This is a genomic window from Alteromonas sp. G4i35 (assembly GCF_054960375.1).
Genome location: NZ_JBHNZD010000029.1, coordinates 1 through 25,515 on the forward strand (window position 1 = coordinate 1; position 25,515 = coordinate 25,515).

30 protein-coding genes are annotated in these 25,515 nt (G+C 43.9%); 19 read left to right on the forward strand and 11 right to left on the reverse strand.

Annotated features, from left to right (window positions below; translation table 11 throughout):
* Positions 1 to 129: 129 nt before the first annotated feature.
* Positions 130 to 606, forward strand: a complete 477-nt coding sequence (locus ACFI6L_RS17260) for a hypothetical protein (protein WP_338852937.1) — start codon at positions 130 to 132, stop codon at positions 604 to 606.
* 565 nt (positions 607 to 1,171) lie between these two features.
* On the opposite strand, the gene ACFI6L_RS17265 is transcribed toward ACFI6L_RS17260, so the two are convergent.
* Both ACFI6L_RS17265 and ACFI6L_RS17270 read right to left on the reverse strand, forming a co-directional pair.
* The gene (locus tag ACFI6L_RS17265) at positions 1,172 to 1,474 is read right to left on the reverse strand and encodes a type II toxin-antitoxin system RelE/ParE family toxin (RefSeq protein WP_239247890.1); all 303 of its coding nucleotides are present in this window, start codon (positions 1,472 to 1,474) and stop codon (positions 1,172 to 1,174) included.
* The gene (locus ACFI6L_RS17270; protein WP_014978218.1) at positions 1,471 to 1,713 is read right to left on the reverse strand and encodes a type II toxin-antitoxin system ParD family antitoxin; all 243 of its coding nucleotides are present in this window, start codon (positions 1,711 to 1,713) and stop codon (positions 1,471 to 1,473) included. Before ACFI6L_RS17270 ends, ACFI6L_RS17265 begins: the two co-directional genes overlap by 4 nt.
* 130 nt (positions 1,714 to 1,843) lie before the next feature.
* Between ACFI6L_RS17270 and ACFI6L_RS17275 the strand changes: the two genes are divergently transcribed.
* From ACFI6L_RS17275 to ACFI6L_RS17320, 10 genes are all read left to right on the forward strand, one after another.
* Complete coding sequence (locus ACFI6L_RS17275; protein ID WP_462574489.1) at positions 1,844 to 2,068, forward strand: hypothetical protein; 225 nt, start codon at positions 1,844 to 1,846, stop codon at positions 2,066 to 2,068.
* A gap of 499 nt (positions 2,069 to 2,567) precedes the next feature.
* Positions 2,568 to 2,855 carry a hypothetical protein gene (locus ACFI6L_RS17280; RefSeq protein ID WP_338852936.1) on the forward strand — a complete coding sequence of 96 codons (288 nt, stop codon included), beginning with the start codon at positions 2,568 to 2,570 and terminating at the stop codon, positions 2,853 to 2,855.
* 152 nt (positions 2,856 to 3,007) lie between these two features.
* On the forward strand, positions 3,008 to 3,289 hold the full coding sequence (locus tag ACFI6L_RS17285; protein WP_462574490.1) for a hypothetical protein: 282 nt from the start codon (positions 3,008 to 3,010) through the stop codon (positions 3,287 to 3,289).
* A 66-nt stretch (positions 3,290 to 3,355) separates the two neighbouring features.
* Complete coding sequence (locus tag ACFI6L_RS17290) at positions 3,356 to 3,634, forward strand: hypothetical protein (RefSeq protein WP_342325145.1); 279 nt, start codon at positions 3,356 to 3,358, stop codon at positions 3,632 to 3,634.
* 133 nt (positions 3,635 to 3,767) lie between these two features.
* Positions 3,768 to 4,034, forward strand: a complete 267-nt coding sequence (locus ACFI6L_RS17295) for a hypothetical protein (RefSeq protein WP_342325143.1) — start codon at positions 3,768 to 3,770, stop codon at positions 4,032 to 4,034.
* 71 nt (positions 4,035 to 4,105) lie between these two features.
* Positions 4,106 to 4,357: a hypothetical protein gene (locus ACFI6L_RS17300; RefSeq protein WP_342325141.1), complete on the forward strand. Its 252-nt coding sequence runs from the start codon at positions 4,106 to 4,108 to the stop codon at positions 4,355 to 4,357.
* A gap of 100 nt (positions 4,358 to 4,457) precedes the next feature.
* Positions 4,458 to 4,790: a YnfA family protein gene (locus tag ACFI6L_RS17305; RefSeq protein WP_462574491.1), complete on the forward strand. Its 333-nt coding sequence runs from the start codon at positions 4,458 to 4,460 to the stop codon at positions 4,788 to 4,790.
* 35 nt (positions 4,791 to 4,825) lie between these two features.
* Positions 4,826 to 5,254: a GNAT family N-acetyltransferase gene (locus ACFI6L_RS17310; protein ID WP_039231154.1), complete on the forward strand. Its 429-nt coding sequence runs from the start codon at positions 4,826 to 4,828 to the stop codon at positions 5,252 to 5,254.
* A 52-nt stretch (positions 5,255 to 5,306) separates the two neighbouring features.
* Positions 5,307 to 5,762 (forward strand): GNAT family N-acetyltransferase, encoded by a 456-nt coding sequence (locus ACFI6L_RS17315; protein ID WP_014948133.1) that lies wholly within the window; start codon positions 5,307 to 5,309, stop codon positions 5,760 to 5,762.
* Positions 5,763 to 5,786: 24 nt separating this feature from the next.
* On the forward strand, positions 5,787 to 6,116 hold the full coding sequence (locus ACFI6L_RS17320) for a zinc ribbon domain-containing protein YjdM (protein ID WP_014948132.1): 330 nt from the start codon (positions 5,787 to 5,789) through the stop codon (positions 6,114 to 6,116).
* An 89-nt stretch (positions 6,117 to 6,205) separates the two neighbouring features.
* On the opposite strand, the gene ACFI6L_RS17325 is transcribed toward ACFI6L_RS17320, so the two are convergent.
* Positions 6,206 to 7,063 carry a LysR family transcriptional regulator gene (locus ACFI6L_RS17325; protein WP_014978205.1) on the reverse strand — a complete coding sequence of 286 codons (858 nt, stop codon included), beginning with the start codon at positions 7,061 to 7,063 and terminating at the stop codon, positions 6,206 to 6,208.
* A 171-nt stretch (positions 7,064 to 7,234) separates the two neighbouring features.
* On the opposite strand from ACFI6L_RS17325, the gene glyA reads away from it, so the two are divergent.
* Positions 7,235 to 8,491 (forward strand): serine hydroxymethyltransferase, encoded by a 1,257-nt coding sequence (gene glyA, locus ACFI6L_RS17330; protein ID WP_462574492.1) that lies wholly within the window; start codon positions 7,235 to 7,237, stop codon positions 8,489 to 8,491.
* Positions 8,492 to 8,500: 9 nt separating this feature from the next.
* Here glyA and ACFI6L_RS17335 read toward each other — a convergent pair whose 3' ends face one another.
* The 5 genes from ACFI6L_RS17335 to ACFI6L_RS17355 form a co-directional block, all read right to left on the reverse strand.
* Entirely contained in the window at positions 8,501 to 8,971 is a 471-nt protein-coding gene (locus tag ACFI6L_RS17335; protein WP_014975548.1) for a hypothetical protein, read from the reverse strand.
* Between the two features lie 147 nt (positions 8,972 to 9,118).
* On the reverse strand, positions 9,119 to 10,390 hold the full coding sequence (locus ACFI6L_RS17340; protein ID WP_039225017.1) for an NRAMP family divalent metal transporter: 1,272 nt from the start codon (positions 10,388 to 10,390) through the stop codon (positions 9,119 to 9,121).
* A gap of 142 nt (positions 10,391 to 10,532) precedes the next feature.
* On the reverse strand, positions 10,533 to 11,870 hold the full coding sequence (locus ACFI6L_RS17345; protein WP_423082935.1) for an alginate export family protein: 1,338 nt from the start codon (positions 11,868 to 11,870) through the stop codon (positions 10,533 to 10,535).
* A gap of 146 nt (positions 11,871 to 12,016) precedes the next feature.
* The gene (locus ACFI6L_RS17350; protein WP_014975545.1) at positions 12,017 to 12,814 is read right to left on the reverse strand and encodes a substrate-binding periplasmic protein; all 798 of its coding nucleotides are present in this window, start codon (positions 12,812 to 12,814) and stop codon (positions 12,017 to 12,019) included.
* Between the two features lie 19 nt (positions 12,815 to 12,833).
* Complete coding sequence (locus ACFI6L_RS17355; RefSeq protein WP_014975544.1) at positions 12,834 to 13,952, reverse strand: TonB-dependent receptor; 1,119 nt, start codon at positions 13,950 to 13,952, stop codon at positions 12,834 to 12,836.
* A gap of 257 nt (positions 13,953 to 14,209) precedes the next feature.
* On the opposite strand from ACFI6L_RS17355, the gene ACFI6L_RS17360 reads away from it, so the two are divergent.
* The 4 genes from ACFI6L_RS17360 to ACFI6L_RS17375 all read left to right on the forward strand — a co-directional run bounded on the left by ACFI6L_RS17360 (position 14,210) and on the right by ACFI6L_RS17375 (position 16,338).
* Positions 14,210 to 14,551 (forward strand): Rho-binding antiterminator, encoded by a 342-nt coding sequence (locus ACFI6L_RS17360; RefSeq protein ID WP_423082934.1) that lies wholly within the window; start codon positions 14,210 to 14,212, stop codon positions 14,549 to 14,551.
* Positions 14,552 to 14,599: 48 nt separating this feature from the next.
* Positions 14,600 to 14,986, forward strand: coding sequence for a VOC family protein (locus ACFI6L_RS17365; RefSeq protein ID WP_014948123.1), 387 nt, complete (start codon positions 14,600 to 14,602; stop codon positions 14,984 to 14,986).
* A 92-nt stretch (positions 14,987 to 15,078) separates the two neighbouring features.
* Positions 15,079 to 15,390 carry a hypothetical protein gene (locus ACFI6L_RS17370; RefSeq protein WP_014948122.1) on the forward strand — a complete coding sequence of 104 codons (312 nt, stop codon included), beginning with the start codon at positions 15,079 to 15,081 and terminating at the stop codon, positions 15,388 to 15,390.
* Positions 15,391 to 15,612: 222 nt separating this feature from the next.
* On the forward strand, positions 15,613 to 16,338 hold the full coding sequence (locus tag ACFI6L_RS17375) for a YitT family protein (protein WP_049588369.1): 726 nt from the start codon (positions 15,613 to 15,615) through the stop codon (positions 16,336 to 16,338).
* A 425-nt stretch (positions 16,339 to 16,763) separates the two neighbouring features.
* Here ACFI6L_RS17375 and alr read toward each other — a convergent pair whose 3' ends face one another.
* Positions 16,764 to 17,840 (reverse strand): alanine racemase, encoded by a 1,077-nt coding sequence (gene alr / locus ACFI6L_RS17380; protein WP_039225023.1) that lies wholly within the window; start codon positions 17,838 to 17,840, stop codon positions 16,764 to 16,766.
* Positions 17,841 to 18,030: 190 nt separating this feature from the next.
* Here alr and murQ point away from each other — a divergent pair, with 190 nt between their 5' ends.
* Together murQ and ACFI6L_RS17390 are read left to right on the forward strand one after the other, a co-directional pair.
* Complete coding sequence (gene murQ / locus ACFI6L_RS17385; RefSeq protein WP_080759992.1) at positions 18,031 to 19,044, forward strand: N-acetylmuramic acid 6-phosphate etherase; 1,014 nt, start codon at positions 18,031 to 18,033, stop codon at positions 19,042 to 19,044.
* Positions 19,045 to 19,062: 18 nt separating this feature from the next.
* A complete protein-coding gene (locus ACFI6L_RS17390; protein ID WP_462574494.1) occupies positions 19,063 to 20,565 on the forward strand; it encodes an exo-beta-N-acetylmuramidase NamZ family protein in 1,503 nt (500 codons plus the stop codon).
* Between the two features lie 159 nt (positions 20,566 to 20,724).
* Here ACFI6L_RS17390 and ACFI6L_RS17395 read toward each other — a convergent pair whose 3' ends face one another.
* A complete protein-coding gene (locus ACFI6L_RS17395; protein WP_014975538.1) occupies positions 20,725 to 21,795 on the reverse strand; it encodes a mechanosensitive ion channel family protein in 1,071 nt (356 codons plus the stop codon).
* A 118-nt stretch (positions 21,796 to 21,913) separates the two neighbouring features.
* Positions 21,914 to 23,887 carry a glycoside hydrolase family 3 N-terminal domain-containing protein gene (locus tag ACFI6L_RS17400; RefSeq protein WP_462574495.1) on the reverse strand — a complete coding sequence of 658 codons (1,974 nt, stop codon included), beginning with the start codon at positions 23,885 to 23,887 and terminating at the stop codon, positions 21,914 to 21,916.
* Positions 23,888 to 24,083: 196 nt separating this feature from the next.
* Between ACFI6L_RS17400 and ACFI6L_RS17405 the strand changes: the two genes are divergently transcribed.
* Positions 24,084 to 25,460: a Na+/H+ antiporter NhaC family protein gene (locus ACFI6L_RS17405; RefSeq protein WP_462574497.1), complete on the forward strand. Its 1,377-nt coding sequence runs from the start codon at positions 24,084 to 24,086 to the stop codon at positions 25,458 to 25,460.
* Positions 25,461 to 25,515 lie beyond the last annotated feature (55 nt).

The following is a 25,515-nucleotide window of genomic DNA, read 5'->3' on the forward strand; positions in this document are numbered from 1 at the left end:
GCCACCTAACAACTCAATAAACTCGCTCACTTCGTTCGCTGGGACGCATACACGCGGGGCGGCTGCGCCATTATGCCCCACAAGTCTGCGCCCGTTATTGGAAAGTTATACGCTGATGGAATTTGCATCGTGAGTTTTAATAAAGATTTAAAATCCAAGCCTAAGAAAAATCGTTTTTTCCCTTTACGATTTGGTGATGCTGTTCGAGCAGTGAAAGACCTTAATTTGAAGCAGTATGATGATAGCCGTCTAGCGGTTAGGATGGAGAATATTGAAGGCGAATTTAAGAACGGATTTCCATTATTTGACTTGGTTCCAGAAGAGGAACTAGCGATATTTTCCCTCAGTGAAAATTTATCAACTAAGCCCATACATAAAGCCATCATGCTTGCTCTGTCAAAAGCCAGTAAATTAAAAGTTAAGCCTAAAGACCACATTCACAACTCTTACTTTAGTGCTTATTTCAACTCAGATAATCAGGTGGTAATTGTCCGTGTAGATCGAACCTGCAAATTAAAAAGGTATAGGGCTGATGACAAGCTTAAAAACGCTAGGTATGTTGGTAGCTCTTGTAAAGAGGTTGTATTAGAGTCATTTTGCGTATAACAAACCGCTGTAGCTGGTCGCAAGCTCCCTGGGACAATAACACGTGGGCTCAGTCGCTTCGCTCCAAATTTTAGCCCACGTGTTATTGCCCCTAAGCGGGGCGTTAGCACTATTGTCAAATCTAGCCATTTGTGCGACATTAAAACTCTTGACATTCAGCCATGCTTTGGCGCAAATAATTAAATTAATATTTCAAACCTGACGTCGCCTCCAGAGTTTGGGTATTACACTTAGGCAGCATATGCTGTATTGAGTTCGTAATGTCCAAAAAACATCAAGTTCCAGTAAAGCCTCATACGATTGATTTTTTATCAATTTTGCTAATATCAGCACTTATTCTATTTGCTGTTTTGTTTCTAATCCTGTCAGAAAATCAATCCGATGCGATAGACGACATTTGGTCGCATTTTAAAAATATTTCGCTTATTGTTGTTGGCTATGTATTTGGTAGTAGCAAAAAATAGTGCTAACAAACACATTAAGTCGCTTCGCTGGGACAGTAACACGTGGCCTCTGTCGCTTCGCTCCTATTTTAGCCCACGTATTACTGCCCCTTATGTGGGGGTTATGCGCCAAAGCGTACAGGATTTACATCCATACTTTTATGAAGGATTCTTATGATCAGAATTTCCTGACTGCCCGTTTGTTTGTAGAAAATCACATGGCTACCTTGAGGAGATTTTCTGTATCCATCTCTTATTTCGTCGCAGCTTTTACCAATATCAGGGTTTTCAGACAACATCCAAAATGAATCGTCGAATTGTTTAAGATATACATTACGCTGTTCTCGGCCCCATTTCCGTTGCGTAAACAATGCGATATCTTTTAAATCTGATTTTGCTAGTACGGTTAATTTAAACGGTTTCACTCTTTTAATTCACCGTCTAGTTCTGATATCAGATGCTCAAGGTCGTATTCAGCTTCACCGCTTTCTTCACCTGCTACAAGTAATTGACGTAGAGTGTTTAATTTGGTTTCCTGTGTTTCTAGCAAGCGAAGAGCTGAACGAATCACCTCACTTGCTGAACCATACCGACCAGTTTGAATTTGACTAGCAATAAAGCCATCAAAATGGTCTCCAAGGGTAATGCTGGTGTTTTTAGCCATCTGATTTCTCCAAGTACCAATATATACCTAATTATGGTACTTACGCGTTGTAAGTCAATAGCGCATAACAATCACATTAAGCCGCTCGCAGGCTGGGTGTTGTGCTCTCGAATGGAAAAGGAAAATTGATATGGATGCAAATAATTCTAAAAGCTTCAAACTCGTAATATTTATTTTGTCGGTCCTACTTTCTGGTTTTGTTCTTAAGCTTGCAGGGTTAGACGCTTCGCAGGCCAATATCGTTAAGCTTTCCAACTTCTCTCTTCCAATTTTCATAGTCTTCGGCATTTGCGTTAGCTGGACTTACAACTCAATCCATTTTTTGACAGAGCGCTTTTATCAAAAACGAACATAACCACTCAAGGCGCTCGCGCTGCTCGTTGGGGCAAAAACACGTAGGCCCCTTCGCTTCGCTCAGTATTATAGCCCATTATGCGGGGCGTTATATGCTTTTCAGAAAGTTCATCAATAAGGAATGTTATGAATCTAAATGCAACATTTTGGGGGCAAGCACTCTTCATCCTCGCGTTAGTTGTAATTTTTTTTACCATCAAATTTGCTAAAGGAAAGGCTGACAATATCGGGTTGGTTGTCATTTACGCCGTCTTGCTCAACTTCTTGATTCCGCCTGTTGGGTGGTTTTATTGTTACCGATGGGCAAGTAAATAATTGCCTAGAACAAATATCATCCTCTTTGTAGCTAGTTTTTTTTTACTAAAGTGAGGTGTGAAAGGTTTTAATTTGTACACATATAACAAGCCAATGAGCACGTTCGCTGCGACGTTAGCTTTAGAACTTTGTAGATCAGTTAAGGTCGAAGTTTGAGACAGCAAAATACGTTAAAAGGAATTACCATGAACAAAAAAGCTTTTTTTATTGGCTTAGCCACTTTGCTATCTTCACTGTTAGCCTTTCAATCATTTAGTAACCCAGCTCCCTTAAATTCAGTCCAAAAATGCGCATCTCTACTCCCAAGCGGCTACAACTTTTCCATGACCATAAATGCTAAGATAGATACGACAACTGACAAACCAGTAGTGTCAGGCATTCTAGATTTAACAGACGGTACCGAAATACTCCCCCCAGAATTAAGTTCAAAAGTAGAGCCTTTCAAACAATGCGTAGTAAAGCTGATGAAATAGACAACATGGCTCTGGTAACCACAAGCTATGTGCTTTCAAAATAGATGTTGGCCTTACAAATCAGCCAAGTTCTTCTCTCGACTGTATCTTCCCTAGGGAAGGCACATTAATAAGTCGTTATTTACCTCTGGAAACTATCTAACGGGATATTTATGAAAAGCAAAGATGTAAAGGTAAAAGTCAGAATAGCCAAGTTATTGCTTTCATTTTGCTTTGTAGCCTGGGGAGTCACTTGGGTTTATGCATTTATTGCAGATGAATGGGGGTTAATCGCAGGATTTTTTAAAGGCTTAGTACTTGGTGGCTGTTTCGCTGTCATTCCTGCTGCATATGCGATTTATTCATTAACACAAACTAAGTTACCAACATTCAAAATAGTACTCTGTATATCACTAACTTGGTTGTTAATTGTATGCAGTTTATATTTGGTTTAACAGGCCGTAATCTACCAAGTTTCTTTCACAGGATTGTGAGTAGCCAAATCAATCTAAGAGGGATTTATGCAGACTGCGCTAATTATTGTAATTCCAGTAGTTGTTGTTTTGCTGATTATTGGAATTCTAAAGCTCAAACCGTTGTTCAGTTATATGGCAATTTTTGGCTTAGGAGTACTGTCTTCATTCGTAGTGGAGTTCTTTTTTTGCTCTAGCCTGCAAACACAGTGTGAAGCAGATGCGTTAAATATGGTGGGCTTTTTCTTCCATTCTTTTTATGTAATAGCAATTTGTTCAGTTTTTTACGCAATTATGCCTCACGCTTCAAAACAAAAATCGCAGTAAATTAAATGTCTTAACAAAAAGACGATTAAGACTGTAGTATGTAATTCAGAAAATTTGATTCTATAGGCTGTAGTTCAAGTAAATAAAAAATAATTCGTTGAAACCAATGGATATAGAAACGAGTAGAGGTTAGATGTCTACATTCGGTGAACTTGGTGCAGCCCTTGTAATTAAAAACCAAAAGATAAGGAGTTCTTTTAATATGAGTTTTTGGCAAATCATTATTTTTATCGCGCTTTTCAGCCTTACACTTCTACCAGCGTTAATTGCCTTAACATCCAAAAAAGCTAAAGGCATACACAAGTTAGCATGGGGGGCCATTTCCCTTTTCTTTTCGTGGTTGGGTTTTTTAATCTATTACTTCTTTGCAATTAGAGGTATGAGCAAGCAAAGTACATAACGATTCGTTGTTTCGCTCCACTTTAATATGCCCTTTATTAGACGTTATACGGTGATAGGAATTTAGATAACATGAAGATTAAATTGATAGTAACCTTGTCAATATGTGTAATCTCAACAGGGTGCGCTTCAACTTCTGATAGAGCTGCAAGAGACTTTCTTGATGGGGCTAGTGCCAGTGCTGAAAAAAGACAGCGAGAAGAATCTACTAACCGATACAGCAAAAAGCGTGACCATAAAAACGATGCTATAGAAGATACGGTGTCTGGAGCACTTACCGCGCTTTTTAGAAGTTTGTTTAGCTCTGAAAGCGACAATAACTAGTGAAAGATAGTTTCCTAGCATGGCGTGCGAGTAGCGCTTTAATGCCCTTTTCAAAAGGTATTATTTGCTTACCAGCAGTATTTCAAAAGAGGTCAGCCCGTTGGAATTAAAAACCATTGGTTTGTTTGTTATTACTGCACTTGCTGAAATCGTTGGATGCTATCTGCCCTATTTATGGTTGAAAGAAGATAAGTCCATATGGTTGTTAGTACCAGCGGCTATATCGCTCGCGCTTTTTGCTTGGCTGTTATCACTTCACCCAACCACTGCCGGGCGCGTATACGCCGCTTACGGTGGTGTTTATATTTTTATGGCTATTATGTGGCTTTGGCTTGTTGATGGAGTGAAGCCAACGTTATGGGACTTGGTGGGCACCTTTGTCGCTTTGATTGGTATGGCGATAATTATGTTCGCACCAAGAAGTCACGGATAAGAGTCTTGCTTGCAATAAATAACGAAGAAAACGCGATGAAGATTACCTTTATTCCAAGTACGAACCTACCAAGGGCTGCTGAGTTTACCTTTAATAACATGCGCGATTATTACGCTCAGTTTGCGCCTGATTGGGACGCCGAAAAAGTGCTTGGGGTTACCGCAGAGCTCATTAATTACGACATTCAAGTAGACAGCGAAACGGTGGGGGTTATGCGCCTTCAATACGACGGTAACACCTGTATATTGCGCGACCTTCAGGTCATACCCAGCGCACAGAACAAAGGCATAGGTAGTGCTGCCATTGAAGAAGCAGAAAGACTAGCCTTAGGGGCCAATACTAACTCGCTTGACTTACGAGTATTCAAAGTTAGCCCTGCAGTTTCGCTTTATAAAAAAGTGGGATTTGTCATAAAAAGTGAAGACGACCGCTTTTTTAACATGACTAAACCCTTAAGTACTTAACAAACAGGCTTGTACCGCCGTCTATTCAGAATATACCTAAAGGCCAAAGCACATGAAGATTATTATTGATGATCTCACCGGAGGAGAAGTGCTAGCGCTTTTAGAAGAGCATTTGTCTGATATGTATGCTACATCGCCACCTGAGAGCGTACATGCATTAGATGTTGAAGCACTAAAAGCTTCGAACATTACTTTTTTTAGTGGCTGGAAGCAGCAACAGCTTGCGGGCTGCGTCGCTATTAAAACCCTTGATACACATAGCGCCGAGCTAAAATCTATGCGCACCGCCAAACCGTTCAGAGGTTGCGGTGTAGCGTCTCAGTTATTACTTTTTGCCCTAGAACATGCGAAAATGAAGGGGTTTAGTTCGGTAAGTTTAGAAACGGGAACGCAAGACTACTTTTTAGCGGCCAGAACCTTATACAAAAAGTTTGGTTTTGTTGATTGCGGTCCATTTGGCAGTTACTCAATCGATCCCAACAGCCACTTTATGACCCGAGCGCTTTAATTTAGTATTTTAAGAGAATTCCACATGTCGTTACCTCCTTGCCCGCATTGCCAATCAGAATATGTATACGAAGATCAGCCTCTACTTATTTGCCCTGAATGTGGACACGAGTGGAACCCGAACGAGGTAGAAGAGGAAGTCTCAGCTAAAGACTTCAACGGTACACCATTAGTAGCCGGCGACAAAATTACGCTAGCAAAAGATTTGAAGGTAAAAGGCAGTTCGTTGGTACTTAAAATTGGCACCAAAGCCGTTATCCGACACGTGAAAGATGCCAAAGACCACCAGCTAGACTGTAAGGTAGATGGCGCGGGTGAAATGATGCTGACTGCGCAGTTTGTTAAAAAGGCATAGACGGCCTTTACTGAAAAGCTGTTACTCCTCTCGGCGCGCTTACTTTGTGTTGTTTAGCAGGCGCGCTAGCTATCCCCTGCTATTTCCTGTTAAAAATTTGCGACTTCGTTGGTAATGGTTTCAGTAAGCAAGCTAATCGCTTTTGATGACACTTTCTGAGGGTTAACCAAACAAACCCCCACATGCCCAAGCTCGGGTAAACTTTCTGAATTAGATAAAACGTGTAGCCCAGGCGGCACCGAACTTTTTGCAAGAACGGTTATACCCAGCCCTTCGTTAATGGCCGTTTGTATGCCGTTTAAGTCAGCAATGGTATACACCACCTGCCACGGTTTTTTGATGGCCGATAACAGATTGGTTGCTCGCTTGCGGTAAATACACGGCGACGGTGCAGCAATAATAGGCAGTTTAGCAGGCACACTGTTTACAAAGCGCTGACTCCCCACCCATACCAGTTGATCTGAAATGATGTAGCCGTCTTGCTGAGGATCAGGTGTTTCTTGTAGCGAAAGAATTAAATCGAACTGGCTTTTAAGCGGCTCACTAAGTAAGTCTTTACTTAGCGCACAATGCACCTCTAGCGATATTTCCGGATAGGTTTGCGTGAACCGTCGAATAATTTTAGGCATAAGCGTTGTACTAAATTCGCTGGGAATGCCTAACCGAATATTTCCCGTAACCTGCGGTTTGCCGAATTCGGCCATCGCCTGATCGTTCAGTGCCACTATCTTTTCACCATACGACAATAAGCGACTACCAGCGCCAGTTAGTGCCAAGCGATTTTTGTCGCGGGAAAATAGCTTTTCCCCAATCATTTCTTCTAGTTTTTTTATCTGTAAGCTAATGGCAGGCTGTGTGCGCTGAAGCTGCTCCGCACATTGAGTGTAGCTACCCGTCTGTGCAATAAGCACGAACGAACGCAGAAAATCTATCGATAAGTTTTTCATTACTTTGCTGTACACCTCTCTATTAGCTTTGCCTGCTGTTTTGCCTTACTGATGCCAAACTTGCTCACAAGACCATTTAATAAAGTTATAATGCCATATTTTTTATTAATTTTATTTATTCTTTTTACACTCCTAGTATCAGATACAAAATAATGACATTTAGGAGCCAGCATGAACCCACTTAACCAGCACCTTCACGAACAAGACCCAGATATCGCAGCATTTATTGCGCAAGAAAACGAACGCCAAGAACATCACATTGAACTGATTGCATCGGAGAACTACACCAGCAAAGCTGTTATGCAGGCGCAAGGCAGTCAGCTAACTAATAAGTATGCAGAAGGCTATCCGGGCAAGCGCTATTACGGTGGCTGCGAGGCGGTGGACAAAGTAGAACAGCTTGCTATCGACAGAGCTAAAGCATTGTTTGAAGCGGACTATGTGAATGTGCAGCCTCACTCTGGCTCTCAAGCGAATACTGCAGTTTATATGGCGCTATTAAACCCGGGCGATACCATTCTTGGGTTGAGCCTTGATCACGGTGGGCACCTCACACACGGTGCAAAGCCTAACTTCTCGGGAAAACTATACAACGCGATTCAGTATGGCTTGAACACAGAAACTGGTGAAATTGACTATGACCAAGTAGAAGACCTGGCTCAAGAGCACAAACCAAAAATGATTGTAGCGGGCTTTTCTGCTTACTCTCGCGTGGTCGACTGGCAGAAGTTTAGAGACATCGCTGATAGCGTAGGCGCGTATTTACTCGTAGATATGGCACATGTTGCAGGCCTTGTTGCGGCCGGTGTTTATCCCTCGCCAATTAACGCGGCTCACGTGGTTACTACGACTACCCATAAAACACTACGTGGTCCTCGTGGCGGGCTTATTATGTGTAAGTCAAACCCCGAGCTTGAAAAGAAATTCAATTCATTAATTTTCCCTGGCATTCAGGGTGGCCCACTTATGCACGTTATTGCCGCAAAAGCGGTAGCGCTTAAAGAAGCCATGACAGCAGAGTTCCGCGCTTATCAAAAGCAGGTAGTCATTAATGCACAAGCTATGGCTGATGTGTTTATGAAGCGTGGCTTTGACGTAGTTTCTAATGGAACCGACAACCACATGTTCCTGCTAAGTCTTGTAAGCAAAGGAATGACGGGGAAAGAAGCCGACGCGATATTAAATAGCGTGAATATAACGGTAAATAAGAACACAGTACCTAACGATCCGCAGTCGCCATTCGTTACAAGTGGTATTCGAATTGGCACACCTGCGGTCACTTCACGCAATTTTAGTGAAGAAGACTGTGCTCAATTAGCCCATTGGATTTGTGATGTGTTAACAGCGCCAGAAGACAATGCAGTAGTACAGCAAGTGATAGATAAAGTGGCAACGCTAACAGCGGCTCGCCCCGTTTATACTAAGTAAAACCTAGTACTATACCGAGCGAACTCGTGCGTTGCAGGTAGCCACCATTACCCGCCACACGAGTTTGGCTCGTTCATTAAACTGCACTATTCCCACTCCCCAAGCGTCTTCCATGGCGCCTTGCCACACGCTACACGTTTCAATGGTATCGCCGTACAAAGGGGCTAACGATAAGCTAATGCGTAGCGACTCCAACCATTCCCTAAATAACGGGTCCTGATTACCTGCTTCACGCATTTGAGAAAGCTGTAGCGAAGCTTGTTGCTTAATACCTTGAAGCCTTTTGTAGATTTCTCGAGGGTCTTCTTGCTGCCCCAAAAGATGAAGTTCGCGCTCAATATCGTAAGCATTGTGCCAGTGGATAGTTTGCTGCGGTTCTTTTGAACAGCCCCACATTGCCGCACTCATAAGCGAAAGCAGCATGATACGCTTACCCCATAATAAAAGGGTTGAAGGAAATAGTTTTTTGCCACGCACCAAACTGCGAACTCCTCAAACGATGTCATCTACAGTATAGATGAGTATTGCGCTAGGGCTCGCATAAGTGCGCGTAATTAAACTAATTTACTAAGGTGAAACTTGCGAAGCACCTAAAGTGCTTTGCGCTCTCGTTACGGTAGGAAGTGGCTAGCTAAACCACTTCCACCATATAAACACCATTAGAAACCCAAATAGATAGATTAGGCCTAAATAGCTAAGCAGCTTCACTACCACGTTTGGCGCCGCGTCTTGATGAAGCTTGGTTTGTGCCACAAGCTTATGGTTAAGCCAAGCAAACATTGGAGTAGTAACAAAGGCCAGCGTCATCGCAAAGCCTAACATTGCCAATAGCGCAGATTTAAAGAACAACACAATGATAAAACTCGCCACTGCCATGAACAGTAACACCGGCGTTACCAGCGTATTTCGTGCGTTTTTGTCTTTGTTAAAAAGAAGCGCTATTGCTTCAGCAACCACCCTCGCATAACCATCGTAAACGGTTAGCGCCGAACCAAATATGCACAAAAATGCAACCAGTGCGATAAGCCAATGCGCCCACTGTCCAATGGTTGATGAGTACATACTAATTAGCTGATGGGAAAAGCCGATACCGCTGGTACTTAGCTCTGTACCGCTGCCATACAAAATTAATGCACCTAAGCCCAAAAACAACAATGCGAGTAGCACCGTCACTGCATAACCTAAATTAAAATCGAAAAGGGCCGACTTTGGCGTTACGGCTTGCCCTTTGCACTGGCGCTTTAACCAAAGTGAAGTAATGGACGATATTTCAATAGGTGCGGGCATCCACCCCATTGTGACGACTAAAAAGCCTAATGTAGCGAGCGTCCAAGGCGAAGGCGGCGCCACGGCAGGTGCTGGTGAAGCAGAGTAATTGCTTAGTGCCACCACGAAAACGGCTACAGTCGCCACCACAAGCACGCCCATTATGCCTTTGGCGATATTGTCCAATCCTTCAAAATGGCCAGCGAGTAGAATGATTAAGATAAGTGCCAAAACCACTGAAGCTGACAACGTTATGGCGATATCGAAAGGAATAAAATACGACAATAAGCTTGCAGCAAACAACAACAGCGCTGCAGCATTGACCACCGACGCAATGGTATTCAAACCCAAGGCAATGGCCAAATATCGTCGTCCCATTCCCAAGTACCCTTGCTGAAGGGTTTGCTTTGTACTGATGGTGTAGCTAACACCTGCTCTAAAGAATGGGTATTTGAGTAAGTTAACTACCAATATAAGCAGCGCTAACTGCCAACCAAACTTCGCCCCCGCTTGAGTTGATGCTACTAAGTGACTACCGCCTACCGCCGCTGTTGCCATAAGCACACCCGGGCCGAGTAATTTTAATAGTGCAATACAACGGGCAAAAAACGATGTTTCAGCTGAATACGACAAGGCAACCTCTAAATGGGCATTTCAAAATAGCCGTTAACCATATCAGTAATATAATAAACAGAAAAGAGAGTACGCGCTCATCTGCAAGGCTTGTAGTGTAAGCAGCTGCACCCAGTTTACGCGGGCTATTTAGCCGGAGATTTTAAAAGGTATACAAAGCGCCAGTGAATAAAAAGGCGCTGTTGTCGCTGTAATCTCCACGCGCAAAACCCTCTCCTTTTTTGAGGTAGGCTCCACCTAGCACTAATCGCAATTCGGGTCGCACTTGATAACGCCAGCGAGCTTCCACTTGATGACCAATGAAACTGTCCACGTCTTGAGGTGCTTTTTGGTACCACATGGCTTTGTAACCAAGCATAATGTTGTGCGCTTTTGCTAGCTCAGACACGCTTCGAAGCCCCACTGCTTTTAGGTTTCTACGTGGCATAGCCTGATATACATCAGTAGGTCCGAAATCAAAACGTCGCACGCCGTATAAGGTATCAAAGTCAGAGATTGTGTCATCGCTTGTGTCGTTGTCGCCACTGATATAGTCAACTTCAGCTCTAAGAAAGGTGTTGTCTGTAATCTGTTTCCCGACATAACCAAACAGCATATATGCACGAACGTCTTTCTCGTCTGTATCGTTAGCAGATGCGGTTTGATAAGAAGTTCCCGTTTGCCCCACCACCTCTATATTTGTTATCAGGCCATTATTGAAAGGCTGGGTATAGTCCACACTCAATGTGTACAGATCACGGTTTTTGGTGGCAAGCACTTCACTATCGTCTTCTTTTAACCAGTAGCTTTGCAGCTTGACGTTGTTGTCTTTTGACGCAGCGTACACACCAAAGAATTTTCGTTCGCTAAAGCTTTTGTCGAACGCGCGTTCGTTCCCATCCAGACTTTCACTGTCAGTAGGAAAGCGAGATACCGGCAGCACGTACACCCCGTGTACTTGCCAATCTGCAACTCTTGCTTCCACCACAATTCCATCATAGCTATTGGTGGCATTACGATAGGCTGTTTTGGCCAATAGCCTGCGACTGCCGTAGTCGAGCTCCATACGCCCTACCTTTACCGCAGACACTTCGTATAAGCCAGATGCTCGTTCAGGTTTGTAGGTGATAAAAAACTGTGTAGGCTCCAGTGTATTAACCTGATTGGCCGTTAGCGTTGGATCATTTTCGTCAAGAAACACTCGCGAGTCACGTATTTCGATCGTTGCCGCGAGGTTTTGATAACTTACCGTAGAATTCACGATAAAGCGTGTTGAAAGACGCTGATTACTTTTTTCTCGTGCAGCTGATGATGTTGGAAATATAGGGTTATTCAACGACTCGTAGCGCACTCTAAACGAGCCAGAGACATCAAAGGCTATTTCATCACTCGACGCATTGGCTAACGGGCAAATAACAACGAGTATTAGCAGAAGGCATGTGCTCAACAGCGAGCGAAAACGACCACGCCCGTAAAGTCGCACAAATAAAGGGCTGCGCATTAGGAAATAACCATTACATCAGTATTATGTGCACTGAAGTATATAGATTATTTTTATTATCGCACTGCCCTTTTAGTTTAATTTATTATGCCTTTGGCGTTTAGCCAGCGGGGCTTTTATATAGCCCCTTAGGCCTGAAACGCCAGCTAGCGTCTGTCAAAATTCACTTTTTTCTGCGGATGCTGATAGTAGCCTTCTTTTAGAAGGCGTTTAAAGCGGGTCAGTTTTCCGTCCAGCGTTAACTCTTCTAACCCTTTATTAAATAGCGACAGAATAAGCTGACTGTCACTTTCGCCTTTAGGCACTAACAAATGCGTGGTTACAGTTGAGATAAACGGCTTAATGGGCATCACATCTCTGCGGTCGCCACTATCGAAATCACGCTGAAGCAAGTACCATCCGGTTAACTCATCAATGGGAAAAACGTCAATTTTACCGTCAATCAGCGCCTGTAAATTGTCTTTGTCTGTGGCACTTTCCACAACATTACTGCTGCTTTTAATGTAAGCGGCAAGTTCATCGTTGTATAAATACCCTTCTGTTACGCCCATCTTTAGGTCTTTTAAGTCGCTTAATTCAGCCCAAGTATCAGGGCCCTTTTCAGCATTAACATAAAACACCAAGCTTTCCGCACTAATAGGGTTACTGTGGAAAAACTCACTTTCCCGGGCGCGCACAAAATTGCCGTATGAGATGGCGTCGTATTCGCCTTTTAGCGTTGCTTCAAGCGCTTCTTCCCAGGGTAAAGATACAAACTCAACCACAACGCCCGTTTCTAAAAACGCATCAGCGATTATGTGATTGATATAACCGTCGTGCTGCATATCAGTTGACGTATAAGGGGCATACTCTGTGGTCGCTATTCGCAGTTTCATCCACGCATGGGCAAAACTTTGCATTGGAACTAGCGCTAGTATAAATGTCGCTATTAATAGTAATCGCATGTCAAAGTCCTGTTAGTGATTAGAAGTAAATACCAAGGTTTATGTTCAGGCGATGGGTAGTTTCTTGTCTACCACCTAAGTCGAGTCCCACGCCCGGACCGCCTGAGAACCACATGTTTTTGCCTTGGATACTATCTACATATACAAACAATTTATCCCAGCCAAAGCTACAGCCGTTTATCCACTGCGACGAGTTTTTCCCTTCACTTCCTTCACCTTTTGCCACGCTGTACTCTGAGTAACAAGTAAGTGATTCTATGTGAGTAAACTTATAAGGCACAGAGTACACAAGGTTTGCTGAATAGGTTTTACCGTCGGCCGCGGCTAAGAACGGGAAGGTGAAAGAGGATAGCGCTATGCGATCGTCTGCCTGCCCTTCTGGTGCAGCCAAATCGTATTCATAATCGATATACTGCAGTTCGACTTTTAGGTCGCCTTGGGTATGGCGCATATGCACGGCATAGGCATTCATATCACCATCGTCCAGGGTATCCAGGTTTAAAATGTTGCCGTATTGGTAAGACACGCCAATATCGGTAGTGCCTCCGCGAATAAAGTTTGCTGTGTAGTTAGCACGTAAATTGTATTGGCCGTCTTCTTTATTTCGATATTCACCGTCGTCCGCCACGTCGAACGAATAGCGCCCAAACTCAGCGGCATCGTTGTACTCGTCGTTCATAAAATAGGCGGCTTGAAAATCCCAGTTACCCCAATCATGGTTTATTTTCACCCCAGCATCGTAATCATCTTCGAAGCCAAGATAATAATTTACCGAGAACCAAAAGTTGTTACTGGCAAAGGGCTGCAAACCAAACGGTGTTTGGGTTATACCTGCTGTAATCTCGGTTTGCTCATCGAAATGATAAGTCAGGTCGGCGAACCTTACTGTGTCGAAGTCGGTGTTTTCGTACCATCGATATTCGGCTTTATAGCTAAATTGATCTGACTCACCTGACACGCCAAGTTTGAATGATTCAAATTCGAAACCATCTCTAAACTCGGGAATTTGCCAGTCTTGATGCCCGTAGTTAACCCTAACATGACCGCTTAAATTAAAGGGAAGTTCGTCGGCATTAGCGAAGCTTGAGGTGCACGAGGCTATTGAAACTAAAGAAAATGCGGATAGTAGCTTGTTCATTACTGTTCCTGTATTGAATTTTTGGCGGGAACCCTTTGCTAAAAAATGCCTCTAAGAAACATGAGGGGCGTTCAAGCGCTTAGGTGTATCGCGCACCAAAATAAATCCTTCAGTACTAACAATACTGAGCAAACCTTAAAAAAAGATCATTTGTTAAGGTCAGACTTCTGTGACGTGACTCAAGCAAATTAATCGCCCCCCGCAAGGCGGCGGCATTTAAACATTGGTCGTTTACTGTGGAAAGTGAAGTGCTATGTATGCGCGGTAGATGCGGAAAGTTTTGCTGTGAACGTCAGGTCTACTCTACTAATTGGTCGCCACTTGAACAGCGAATAGGGGAATATGTGAACATAGCGTGCCAGCTTTACGACTACATCGAAATTGCCTGCATGTATGGGCTTGAGGTGAGCGTAGTATTAAAAGACGGGAATACGGTAAAGGGTACAGCGCTGACCACAGTTATCGATAAACGCAACGACGTGGCCACAGAGTGTATTCAAATGTCCATCGACAAAACCAAGCAAAATATTGCGCTTAATGAAATCGCTCAACTTCATGCAATAACTGACAACCCGCATTTCAGCTCAGTCAGCTTTTAGGTAGTATGCGCAGCTAACTTAGCTTAACGTTCAAAGTGATTCTGATTTATGACGCAAAACCTCTCGGCCATTACTTTTTTTGTAGACGACTACGACAGTGCCGTTGAATACTTCACCACGGTTTTAAACTTTACCTTAACCGAAGACAAAGTAACCGGCGAAAACTCGCGTTTTGTTCTGGTAACCCCACCACACAGTGCTACGAGCTTGTTGTTGGCGCAAGCAAAAAATGACACAGAAATGGCACTCATTGGAAGCCAAGCCGCCGATAAAGTATTTTTAATTTTGAATACTGACGATTTCTGGCGCGACTTCAATGCCATGCAAAGCAAAGGGGTGGCATTTTTAGAAACCCCTCGGGAAGAAGTGTATGGTACGGTAGCCATCTTTAGAGATAAGTTTGGCAATAAGTGGGATTTGATCCAAACCACCTAATTGCACTTTATATAAGTGCGCCTTGTCGTTGCGATATTTTTTGCGGCAAGGTTTTAAATGAATAGTGTAAGGAAGTAGAGGAGAAGTAGCACGTGCAGGCCATGAAGCGTTCCATTATTGCTGATGTTGTTGCAATAGCGGCAATAGCACTGTTGATCACTACGACGTTTTATTGGATAGAAGCAAGGCGCGAAGTCATAATTCTCTGCGATAATTTTACGCCTGGCGTATCGAAAAAAAGTGTCGAACGCCAGCTAGATACTGCAAACTTATTGTTGTGGGATACAGAGTTTGTTGCAAATGGCAGCAAAATTGAAGCATATAGCCCTCTACATTTAGGCATTATGAAATGCAGTGTAGAGTTTAATAAGCAAGATACCGTTGTATTCTCTATTGTTGAGTAATCAAAATCCCTAGCAGCTTCCTCTACTTTTTGCGTTTTATGTGAACCAGCTTGGTGCAACGTTTACATCGACGCAACACCCTATTCACCGGTGCGCTAAAAGTCGTAAAGGCAAACTTACCTTCCGCCATTTATCGCACCGAGTTAACTTTTCATCTCTCTGTAACCTACTGTGTTGTAAACGTATAATTACGCTGTGTCTTCTTAACGCAAACTTTTTCTTATGCAAAAAACAAAACACAGTGTCATCGAGGATGTTTTCGCCCTGATAAGCGCCGGCTTGTTTGTTGCTTTTGGCGTATATTTATTTCAGTCTCAAGACTTAATGGTAGGTGGCGCGGCAGGCTTAGCGCTGTTAGGTACTTATGCCGTAGATATGGACTTCGGCTTGCTATTCTTTCTGATTAACTTACCGTTTTACACCCTAGCTTGGACGCAAATTAGCAAGCGTTTCACTATTAACACCTTTATATCCGTCACCACGGTTTCTGTACTAACTGAGCAAATTCCAGCGTTTGTGGATATTAGCCACGTAAATCCATTTTTCGCGGCGGTATTTGGCGGTATTTTAATTGGTGTAGGTATGCTGATGATGTTTCGTCATAGCTCAAGCCTTGGTGGCGTTGGTATTATGGCGTTCTATTTACAACAGCGTTTCAATATTAGAGCCGGTACATTCCAGCTAACCGTCGATAGCTGTATATTACTTAGTGCTCTGTTTTTCATCGCTTGGCCTTTAGTGCTGATTTCAATTTTAGCGGCATTTTGTTTGAACATGGTTATTTCGCTTAACCATAGACCAGAGCGTTACTTCCCAGTGCAAGGCGAATCTGAATCAAAAAAGGCAAACGTTGAGTCAAACAACGCCGATACCAATCACATGGAAAATCGTGCTGAAAACAGCCTAGAACAGTGCTTAGACAGCGAGCTTCGCGCACAAAACGGCTAAATTTACTCAGCCAGTCTTTGCCATTCGGTCATAAATTTTCGCTGTTGCCCCCCTCAAAAAGAGACAGCAGCGATGATTAGGGCAACAAATAAAAAGCCCGGTTAGGCACAACCTAACCGGGCTTTCTTGTATCTTTTATTTGTATTCCTAGACGCCTACAACAAACCTATTGCTTCTTCTGAACAGGTCTTGACGGTCGACTTACTACTCCACGGTTCACTCTTGGACGAGAAAACGAAGTACGCATACAAACCTCACTTATGAGTTGTTGCTCAGCACAGTTGGAGGCGAAACATTCACCGCAATCCCGCAACCAAGCCGATACAGTATAGGCTCAAAATGGGGGTAAAAGTCTCATTCTTTTAATGAATAGTGCTTTATTAAAACTTATATAAAGATTGGCCAAATTGGCACTGCTTTGAAAGTTAAAGGTATTTTACAATGCGCGGCACCCGTTGAGAAACGCGGGTCATTAATTCGTAGTCGATAGTGTCAGCATTAGCCGCAACTTCCTGAATTGGCACATTCTGCCCCCAGAGTTCAACTTCATCGCCCACCGCGACGTTGTCGATATGAGTTACATCGATTGTGATCATGTCCATAGAAACGCGGCCAGCTAAATAGGCGCGTTTACCTCTAATCATTACCGGCGTACCGTTTTTGCAGTGTCTTGGATAGCCATCGGCATAACCAATGCCAACGGTTGCAATTTTGCTGGGCTTACTTGCTACCCAAGTTTGACCATAACCAATTCCCTCGCCTGCCGGTATGGTTCGTACTGCTAATACACTGGAGCGAAGTGTCATGGCAGGGTAGATTTCAATGTCGAGATTTTGTGAGGTAGAAACGGCACCGCCATAAACCCCCACACCTAAACGGTTCCAAGCATTTCGACTTGCAGGCCAGTTTACCGTGGCGGGAGAATTAGCCACGCTGGTTGGCAAGTCCAATTTACTCGCTACTTGATTGAACGCATCGATTTGCGTGTTGGTAAAGTTATTATCTACATCGTCAGCGCACGCAAAGTGCGTAGCAATAACAGTTTGCTCGCTAAGTAAATGATTGTACTTAGCAGCAATCCCTTCGATATCGGAAAGGGCAAAACCCAACCGGTGCATGCCGCTATCTACTTTAAGCCAAATATGCGGGCGCTGCTGTTCGGGGCAGCTTTCTAACCACGTAAGCTGTTCTTCGCAGTGCATAACTAATATACAGTTATGCTGAAATGCCATTTGGCACTCTTTTGCCTGATGTGCCCCTTCTAACACCACAATAGGCGCAGAAATTCCCGCGTCGCGAAGCGCAATGGCTTCTTCAATTATTGCTACGGCAAAACGCGAAGAAACATGCTGAAGAATGCGCGCTACATTTACTGCTCCATGACCATAAGCATCGGCCTTTACTACCGCCATAGACTGACTTGAGGGCGCTAAAGCAGCAAGGGCTTTAAAATTATGTAAAAGGGCATCAGCATGAATGATAGCTTGCGTTTGTCGGCTCACAGAAAAACACGTTCCTTAAATGTTTAATGAGAAAGAATATCGAAAGCCAAAGTGTACCACGAGAAGCGTATTAGCTGCGCAGGATTAATAATGAAAAACGTACCATCTAACGCAAGGTTTCTTATGGCATAAAATACCGTTATGCTTTGCGCTAGCTCATTATCACAATTTCGTTGCCCCAAGGTTTTCAATGTCTTCGCACAATTCTTCTACTTCAGAATCATCCGCCAACGCCAGTATTAAAAATACAGTCAGTACTGACAATCAAGCGGCAGGTAATAAGCCCACCGTTAACGAATTAGCCCAGTCACTGAATAAAATTGTGTCAGAAGGCAGAAACCCAGACACCCTCGATATAGACACGCTAAGCACGGAAGGCATTCTTGCCCGCATTAACAACGAAGACGCGAAAGTGGCAAACGCAGTTACCTCGCAAATTCCGCAAATTGGAAAAGCGGTGGATGCTGCAACCATTAGCATTAAAAATGGTGGCAGGCTTATTTATATAGGCGCGGGAACCAGCGGCAGGCTGGGCATACTTGATGCAGTAGAGTGCCGCCCCACGTTTAGCGTGCCTGATGAACTGGTTGTTGGCGTGATAGCTGGCGGTGAAAAAGCCATTCAGCACGCCGTAGAAGGTGCAGAAGATGACGTCGACGCGGGGCGTGCTGATCTTGTAGCGCTGTCCTTAAACCACAACGATACCGTTATTGGTATTTCGGCAAGCGGTCGTACACCCTATGTAAGTGGCGCACTGGAATATGCCCGTTCGCTTGGCTGCTTTACTGGCGCTATTGCATGTAGCCCTAACGCCGCTATTTTTACCCATGCTGATGTAGCTATATGCCCAGTTGTTGGTCCTGAGGCACTTACTGGCAGTACGCGCATGAAGTCGGGTACGGCGCAAAAGCTAATTCTTAATATGATTAGCACCAGCACAATGATTAAGCTGGGGAAAACCTATCAAAACTTAATGGTAGATGTGAATGCCACTAACGAAAAACTAAAAGCCCGTGCGCTTCGCATAGTTATGCAGGCTACGGACTGCAGTGAAAATGCTGCTTTAGCAGCGCTTAGTGCGTGTAACAACAAAGCTAAAGTTGCTATTTTAATGGTATTAACGGGGCAATCTGCCGAGCAGGCCGCCGCTCAATTAGATGCTAGCGGTGGGTATTTACGTTCCGCCGTGAATAAAAGCGAATAACCACGGTAGCCTAATGCTATGAAAGTTTTAACTTCGGTCACATTGAACAAGGTTTTTAGACGCCTAACGTCGAGCGCATTCATTGCAATACTATCTTCAGCACTAATTAGCTTATCGCTTAACGGCTGTGCACAGCAAAGCTTATCTACACATGTATATACAAGTGATACAGGTGGCAACGCGAAGCATCCTACACTAATAGAAAAGCAGCCTGTATCAAGCACTAAGCCGTTTACTGTAGGCGCTGAACGCTATTCGAAATACCTGCCCTTGCTAGCAGGTAAACGGGTTAGTTTGGTGGTAAACCAAAGCGCGTTGGTTTCGAGCCACAGCGCATTGCCTTCTAGCACGGTTGAGCCTGAAGAGCGCGAATCGAGCAACAACTTGACTGCACAAAAAAATAAGATAAAGACAAGCCAGCGCAATCAGCACCTGCTTGATGCCCTTCTTCAACGCAGTGTTAATGTTGTAAGTATTATGTCGCCGGAGCACGGATTTAGAGGAGACAAAGGCGCCGGCGAAAAAGTAGATAGCAATATTGATGCTAAAACCGGTATACCTATTCACTCCCTTTACGGCGCAACCAAAAAGCCTACCCCCGACATGTTGGATGGCATCGACGTGATTGTTTTCGATATTCAGGATGTAGGTGTACGCTTTTATACCTATTTAAGCACCTTGCACTATGTGTTGGAGGCGGCATTTGCGCGTAATATCGATGTTATCGTGTTAGATAGGCCAAATCCTAACGGCCGTTATGTTGACGGCCCAGTACTTCAATCTGAATTTTCGTCGTTCATTGGCATGCATCCTATTCCCGTCTTACACGGTATGACCTTGGGCGAACTTGCTCAAATGATTGTGGGGGAACAGTGGTTAGATATTGACGTGAGCAGTTATGACAACGCTAAGCTTACCGTTGTCCCAGTGCAGGATTATCAACGCACTGCACATTATTCATTGCCCGTAGCCCCTAGCCCTAATCTGCCAAACGATTTATCGATACTCCTTTATCCAACGCTGTGCTTTTTTGAGGGCACCGACGTGAGTATAGGTCGCGGCACTGACTTTCCCTTCCAACTTATTGGCCACCCGTTTGTTGAATTTGGTAAAACCGAGATACCGGTAAATGCAAATAGCGCAGCGCCCCACCCTAAACATGAAAATACTCTGCTAAGTGCACATGTCTTTTCTTATGCTGATCCAACGATCTTTGAAGGCTCTGACTCTAAGCAAACAACTCACAAGCGCTCACCAATTAGTGGCTTAGATATCGCTACATTGACAGATGCCTATTCTCGTTTTTCTGAATATAACAAGATGATCAGCGCCAGTAATGCCTCTGAAGAAACCTTCTTTACTCGCCCAGATTTCTTCGACAAATTAGCGGGCACTGATGCACTACGAATTCAAATTCAGACTGGCAAAACGCCTACAGAAATTCGCCAAAGTTGGCAGAAAGATTTAAATAAATTTAGAAAAAGACGAAAGGCCTATTTGCTTTACGACGACACGGATTGATCGACAGATAAGCACCTTTAGCTTTGAGAATTTGAGGTATCATATCAAGGTAAATGTGGAGGAAGTGTTAGCGATACTAAACTTACCACATAATGCGTAAGTAAATACTCACACCCGCATAGCCCCAGATTTAATGGAAGCTAAAAAAGTTAGTAAAAACTAACCTTCTTCATTTTTTGTTTTTACCAAAGCTGCGAGCTGAGCTTCAGCGGTGGCTTTTTGATGTTTAAGCTCATCTCTGTTTTCACCGTCACTCTCAGCGATTTTTGCATCAATATCGGCGATCGTCTGCATCAGCGTTTCTTTACTTTTTTCTTTTTGCTCGGCCTCTTCAGCTTTGTCAAAAATAACGTCTTCAGGAGATGCTTCTTCTTGTTTAGTGTGTCCAGGCGATTTAGCTATCATTTTCAAGCCGTCAGGTTGGGGGCGTTGATTCATAAAGCTAGGAGAAACAATTTCAATATCGGCATTATGCAAAGCGTCGAGTACGGCTTTGTGAAGTCTTGAACGCGCGCTCAGCAAACTCTTTACTTCGGTTAGTAGACCTGAAATGCGATAACTTACTGAAAAGTCGCCTAACCCAACTACTTGTACAAATGGCTCTAACAGCTGAGCATTTTCAGCTGCAACAAGTAAGTGCTTTTCAATAATGCTGTGATGAATATCGTAACCTAAGCTGATATCCACACTAACAATTGCGCCAGACGCTCTGGTCACAGAAACGGGCGAATTCACCATCAGCGTATTGGCAAAGGCAATAAGCTCTCTGCTCTCAGTCTGAATTTCCACATCGAGCAAGCCCATTTCGGTAACGCGACCGCTGTAGCCTTCTACCTTGATAAAGTCACCCACTTTAAACGGACGATTTACACGAAGTACGATCCCCGCCATCAAATTCCCTACCATGGTGGTAGAAGAAAAGGCAATCACACCTGATATAAGTACGCCGATAAGTGCAATAACCTGATTTCTAGTACTCTCACTTACAGGGAGCGTCATTGCAATTACAACAGCGCCAATGATAGTAAGTACCAACATTCCAACTTGGCGAGGTAACTTCTGCTCACTAGTAAGATGGCTCTGCTTGGCTAGCAGAAGGTAGTGCAGTGCGATGAGCGCACTTATTACCAATACAATAGCGACAAGAAGCGGAACAAAAGGGAACAACGCACTTAATACCGTATCGACTAATGAAGTTTGCGTAGCACCTGATGTATTTGTTGTATTCACGATAACTCCTTTTAAAATGGCTTTTGAAATGGCTTTTGAAATGGCTTTTGAAATGGCTCTTTGTTCGCACTTAAATGGGCAATATCTTTGGTCTTGGTCTCTGCTTTCGCGTGGCCACCTATTTCAACGAAACAGGTGAACGTCCCTCAGCGAGCGCGCTACCAAGTATTACATCAACCAAAGCATTAAGACTATAGCTCGTAACGTGCTGATTTTCTTTATCACTTTGCTGTGTAATGTTCACCGCATAACTAAATGTAGCAATAGCAACATCGGCTAGCTCTTTCACGTCATGCGCTTTATATGGCATGCGCAGTGGAGCAAAGACCACGGTTTTATTCTGTGCTTTCGCAGCAACCATTATTTTTTTGCTAAATGCCATCACCTCAGTCTCGCTTGCGCGTCGTTTCACATGCTCAGGTAAATCGACTCCTCCTAATTCATAGTTAGCATGTAGCGGACTAATATTACCAACCACCAGCACGTCAGCTTGTTTTAGTAGATTCATTGCTAATTGGGTTTTAGGTAACGCAGTTAACGGCAAACACGCAAACTCCAGAGTCTTATTGTTGAAGTTGGAACGTGCGCGTGTAAGCGCGGCTTCAAATGCTAAACATCTTGCTGCGTCTGGCATAAGCGCCAACCAGCGATTTGAAGTTATTGGCAACTCATCCTTCCCGAAGAGTACAGATACTGACGATTTAGAAAGCGCTTTCTCAATTTGAATTCCTCTGTTTTTCAAACTGTTAGGGTTATTCATTGAAGCATTTTCTTTCGCTTCATTGAGCCACCATGACATGGGCTTGGAAATAAAACTTTGCAAAGCAAAGCGCTGTTTTGCCTTAATAATACGATTATGAGACGCTTTCAAGAAAGCGCTTTCCTGAATTCGATTTGCAGCATTATCCAAAAGTAACGCGAACTTTTTTATGTCGTCTTGGGTTCTTATGGTGAACGGCATAAGCGCAATGTCAGCACCTGCGCTAAATGCACTGACTAATGCTTCTTCATGGGAGAAAAACTGAGTAATACCTGCCATGTCTAACGCGTCAGTAACGATAAGGCCTTGATATCCTAATTGGTTGCGAAGCAAATTGCTTAGTATCTTCTTTGACAAAGTAGCAGGAACTATTTGTGACTTACCATGCTTATCAATAATTGTCGTATCGTCTAAAGACGGGTACTGAATGTGTGCACTCATAACCATTGCAGGAGGCGTTGCACTATTAATGATATTCGCAAAAGGAAGGATGTCACCCGCCATAGCTTGCGCTTTGCTATGCGTTACTTGCGGCAAGCCACTGTGGCTATCTACATGGGTATCACCATGGCCTGGAAAATGTTTGATAGCACTCATTACACCTGTACTTTGCATAGCACTGACAAATGTCTGCCCGAGTGCGGCAACCTGCTCTGGATTTTCCGAAAAGCTGCGTACGTTAATAACGGGGTTCTTCGGCTCGCTATTTACATCAACCGACGGCGCAAAATTGGTGTTTATTCCCAGCGGTAAAAGCGTTTGGCCAATATGAGATGCCACACTTTGCGCAAATGCGCTGCCTCGCTGATGAAAAGTGGCGCCAATGGCCATGTTACCCGCAAACGTCGAGAGCATGTCTGAAGGCAACCTTGCTACTCTGCCCCCTTCTTGATCGACAGCAATAAATAACGGCTGACGACCTGCTTTCACCATATGCTGCTGCATGGTGTAATTGAGCGTAATTAACTGCTCGGTATTTTGAATGTTCTCTGAAAACAAAATAACACCGCCGATGTTGTGCGTACTAAGCACATTTAAAAGTGACGGTGGAATTACGGTCATGGGCGTACGGCAGCGCGAAGACGGCGTATTGTCTTCACAGAAATAGCGAAAATCCAAAATGATTTTTTGCCCGAGCATGTTTTTTACAGCGCGAATTGTTTCGGTATCAGCGCTGAGCTTAGGATTATTCGAAGCGTTAGCACTTTCAGATTGAGCGGTTGCGCTAGCAGTAAACAGTGAAGCACTTAATAAAATGAGTATGCCTGACAAGATAGCGCTAAGGCCCATCAATGAAGCACGTTTTTTACAAATAACTTGCTGGAATAACAATGTTTATCTAATCCTTGGTAACACGAAGCACAATACGGTACGCTAGCATAAATGAGAGAAGCATGTTCGCCAACTTTGAACTGCAATCACACATTCTCTTACGCAAATAGACATACCTATAGGGCAAGTAGAGCGTAGTAACTTATCAAAGCTCAACAAGTCCTAGGCACACATAAATTTAAGTTTGGAAAGAAGTATGGATTGGATGTCAGTCATCCCCCCTCTTGTGGCTATTGCCGTCGTCTTTTGGAAAAAAGAAGTCATACTCGCATTAGCGCTGGCTGTTTTGTGCGCGGAAGCGTTAATTTTGGTAAATGCTGATATCGCTAGCAGCTATATGGCGCCCATTAATGCCATAGAGCGCGTGGTTGATACCGCCGCGAGTCCGGGCAATACACGGGTGCTTATTTTCTCTGTACTAGTGGGCGCGTTGCTCGCATTTATACGTGACTCTGGCGGAGTAACGGCAACGGTCAACTTTCTAGTAAACAAAGGGGTAGCGAAGAGTCGCAAACAAGTTGGCGGCTTGACCATGTTCACTGGCATCGCTGTATTCATAGAATCAAACTTAAGTGTGCTCACTGCCGGCATATTCGCCCGAGGTCTGTTTGACCGTTTCGGCATGAGCCGCGCGCGCTTAGCCTACATCATCGACTCCACCAGCGCGCCCGTTTGTATTTTGATTTTATTGAACGGCTGGGGGGCATTTATACTCAGCCTGCTCGATGCATACGAGCTACCAGCTTCGTCAGCCTCAATTTTATGGGGCAGCGTATTTTTTAACTTTTACGCTATCTTCACCTTACTTATTGTGGCCTACACTATTTCCGCTGACAAAGTGCATGGCCCCATGGCTGAGGAAGAAAAAGCCCTCACGCATGTAGAGGTTAACCAAACTACGGAACCTGCCACCAAGGCTCGTTTCATGTTGGTACCGCTTTTAATAATGGTATTAAGCATGGTTGGCTTCATGTTCTGGACAGGTAATGGCGTATTGTCTGAAGGCAGCGGGAGCAAATCTGTACTTTACGCTACGGCTCTTGCCACTGCCATTGCCTATGGTCTGCTCTTAATCCACAAGCGTTTTACCCACAAGGAAGCGGTAGAAATTGGTTTTAAAGGGATGGGTGAACTACTTCCTCTAGTAACCATAGTGTTACTGTCGTTAACCTTAGGCAATAGCCTTAAGGTGCTTGAAACAGGCGTGTTTGTCGCGGGCATAGTGGGAGAGTATCTTCCTTTAGTGCTTATTGTTCCCATGCTATTTATTGCCGGAGCGATCATGTCGTTTACCACAGGCACGTCATGGGGCACATTCGCCATCCTAATTCCTATTGGTGTGCCGCTGATTCAAAGTTTAGGGTTACCCCCTTCACTGGTCATTGGCGCTATTTTGGGGGGCGGCATATTTGGTGATCACTGTTCACCTATTTCCGACACTACTGCCGTATCTTCGCTAGCAGCAGGTACTGACGTATTAACGCACGTTAAAACTCAGTTTCCCTACGCACTATTTGCGGGCGCACTTACGCTTATTGCCTATTTTGTAGCAAGCTTGATCATGCTTGGTTAATGCCGTTGATTAAAGCTTGCTGGAAGTCAGTTGCTAATCGCAAAGGTTTAGCAAT

Coding starts and splice junctions, on each gene's coding strand:
- ACFI6L_RS17280 (WP_338852936.1), top strand. CDS start 2,568: ATGAACAAAAAAGCTTTTTTTATTGGCTTAGCCACTTTGCTATCTTCA.
- ACFI6L_RS17350 (WP_014975545.1), bottom strand. CDS start 12,814: ATGCGATTACTATTAATAGCGACATTTATACTAGCGCTAGTTCCAATG.
- ACFI6L_RS17320 (WP_014948132.1), top strand. CDS start 5,787: ATGTCGTTACCTCCTTGCCCGCATTGCCAATCAGAATATGTATACGAA.
- ACFI6L_RS17405 (WP_462574497.1), top strand. CDS start 24,084: ATGGATTGGATGTCAGTCATCCCCCCTCTTGTGGCTATTGCCGTCGTC.
- ACFI6L_RS17310 (WP_039231154.1), top strand. CDS start 4,826: ATGAAGATTACCTTTATTCCAAGTACGAACCTACCAAGGGCTGCTGAG.
- ACFI6L_RS17345 (WP_423082935.1), bottom strand. CDS start 11,870: ATGCGCAGCCCTTTATTTGTGCGACTTTACGGGCGTGGTCGTTTTCGC.
- ACFI6L_RS17285 (WP_462574490.1), top strand. CDS start 3,008: ATGAAAAGCAAAGATGTAAAGGTAAAAGTCAGAATAGCCAAGTTATTG.
- ACFI6L_RS17355 (WP_014975544.1), bottom strand. CDS start 13,952: ATGAACAAGCTACTATCCGCATTTTCTTTAGTTTCAATAGCCTCGTGC.
- murQ (WP_080759992.1), top strand. CDS start 18,031: ATGTCTTCGCACAATTCTTCTACTTCAGAATCATCCGCCAACGCCAGT.
- ACFI6L_RS17290 (WP_342325145.1), top strand. CDS start 3,356: ATGCAGACTGCGCTAATTATTGTAATTCCAGTAGTTGTTGTTTTGCTG.
- ACFI6L_RS17360 (WP_423082934.1), top strand. CDS start 14,210: ATGCGCGGTAGATGCGGAAAGTTTTGCTGTGAACGTCAGGTCTACTCT.
- ACFI6L_RS17300 (WP_342325141.1), top strand. CDS start 4,106: ATGAAGATTAAATTGATAGTAACCTTGTCAATATGTGTAATCTCAACA.
- ACFI6L_RS17365 (WP_014948123.1), top strand. CDS start 14,600: ATGACGCAAAACCTCTCGGCCATTACTTTTTTTGTAGACGACTACGAC.
- ACFI6L_RS17375 (WP_049588369.1), top strand. CDS start 15,613: ATGCAAAAAACAAAACACAGTGTCATCGAGGATGTTTTCGCCCTGATA.
- ACFI6L_RS17390 (WP_462574494.1), top strand. CDS start 19,063: ATGAAAGTTTTAACTTCGGTCACATTGAACAAGGTTTTTAGACGCCTA.
- ACFI6L_RS17270 (WP_014978218.1), bottom strand. CDS start 1,713: ATGGCTAAAAACACCAGCATTACCCTTGGAGACCATTTTGATGGCTTT.
- glyA (WP_462574492.1), top strand. CDS start 7,235: ATGAACCCACTTAACCAGCACCTTCACGAACAAGACCCAGATATCGCA.
- ACFI6L_RS17315 (WP_014948133.1), top strand. CDS start 5,307: ATGAAGATTATTATTGATGATCTCACCGGAGGAGAAGTGCTAGCGCTT.
- ACFI6L_RS17295 (WP_342325143.1), top strand. CDS start 3,768: ATGTCTACATTCGGTGAACTTGGTGCAGCCCTTGTAATTAAAAACCAA.
- ACFI6L_RS17275 (WP_462574489.1), top strand. CDS start 1,844: ATGGATGCAAATAATTCTAAAAGCTTCAAACTCGTAATATTTATTTTG.
- ACFI6L_RS17325 (WP_014978205.1), bottom strand. CDS start 7,063: ATGAAAAACTTATCGATAGATTTTCTGCGTTCGTTCGTGCTTATTGCA.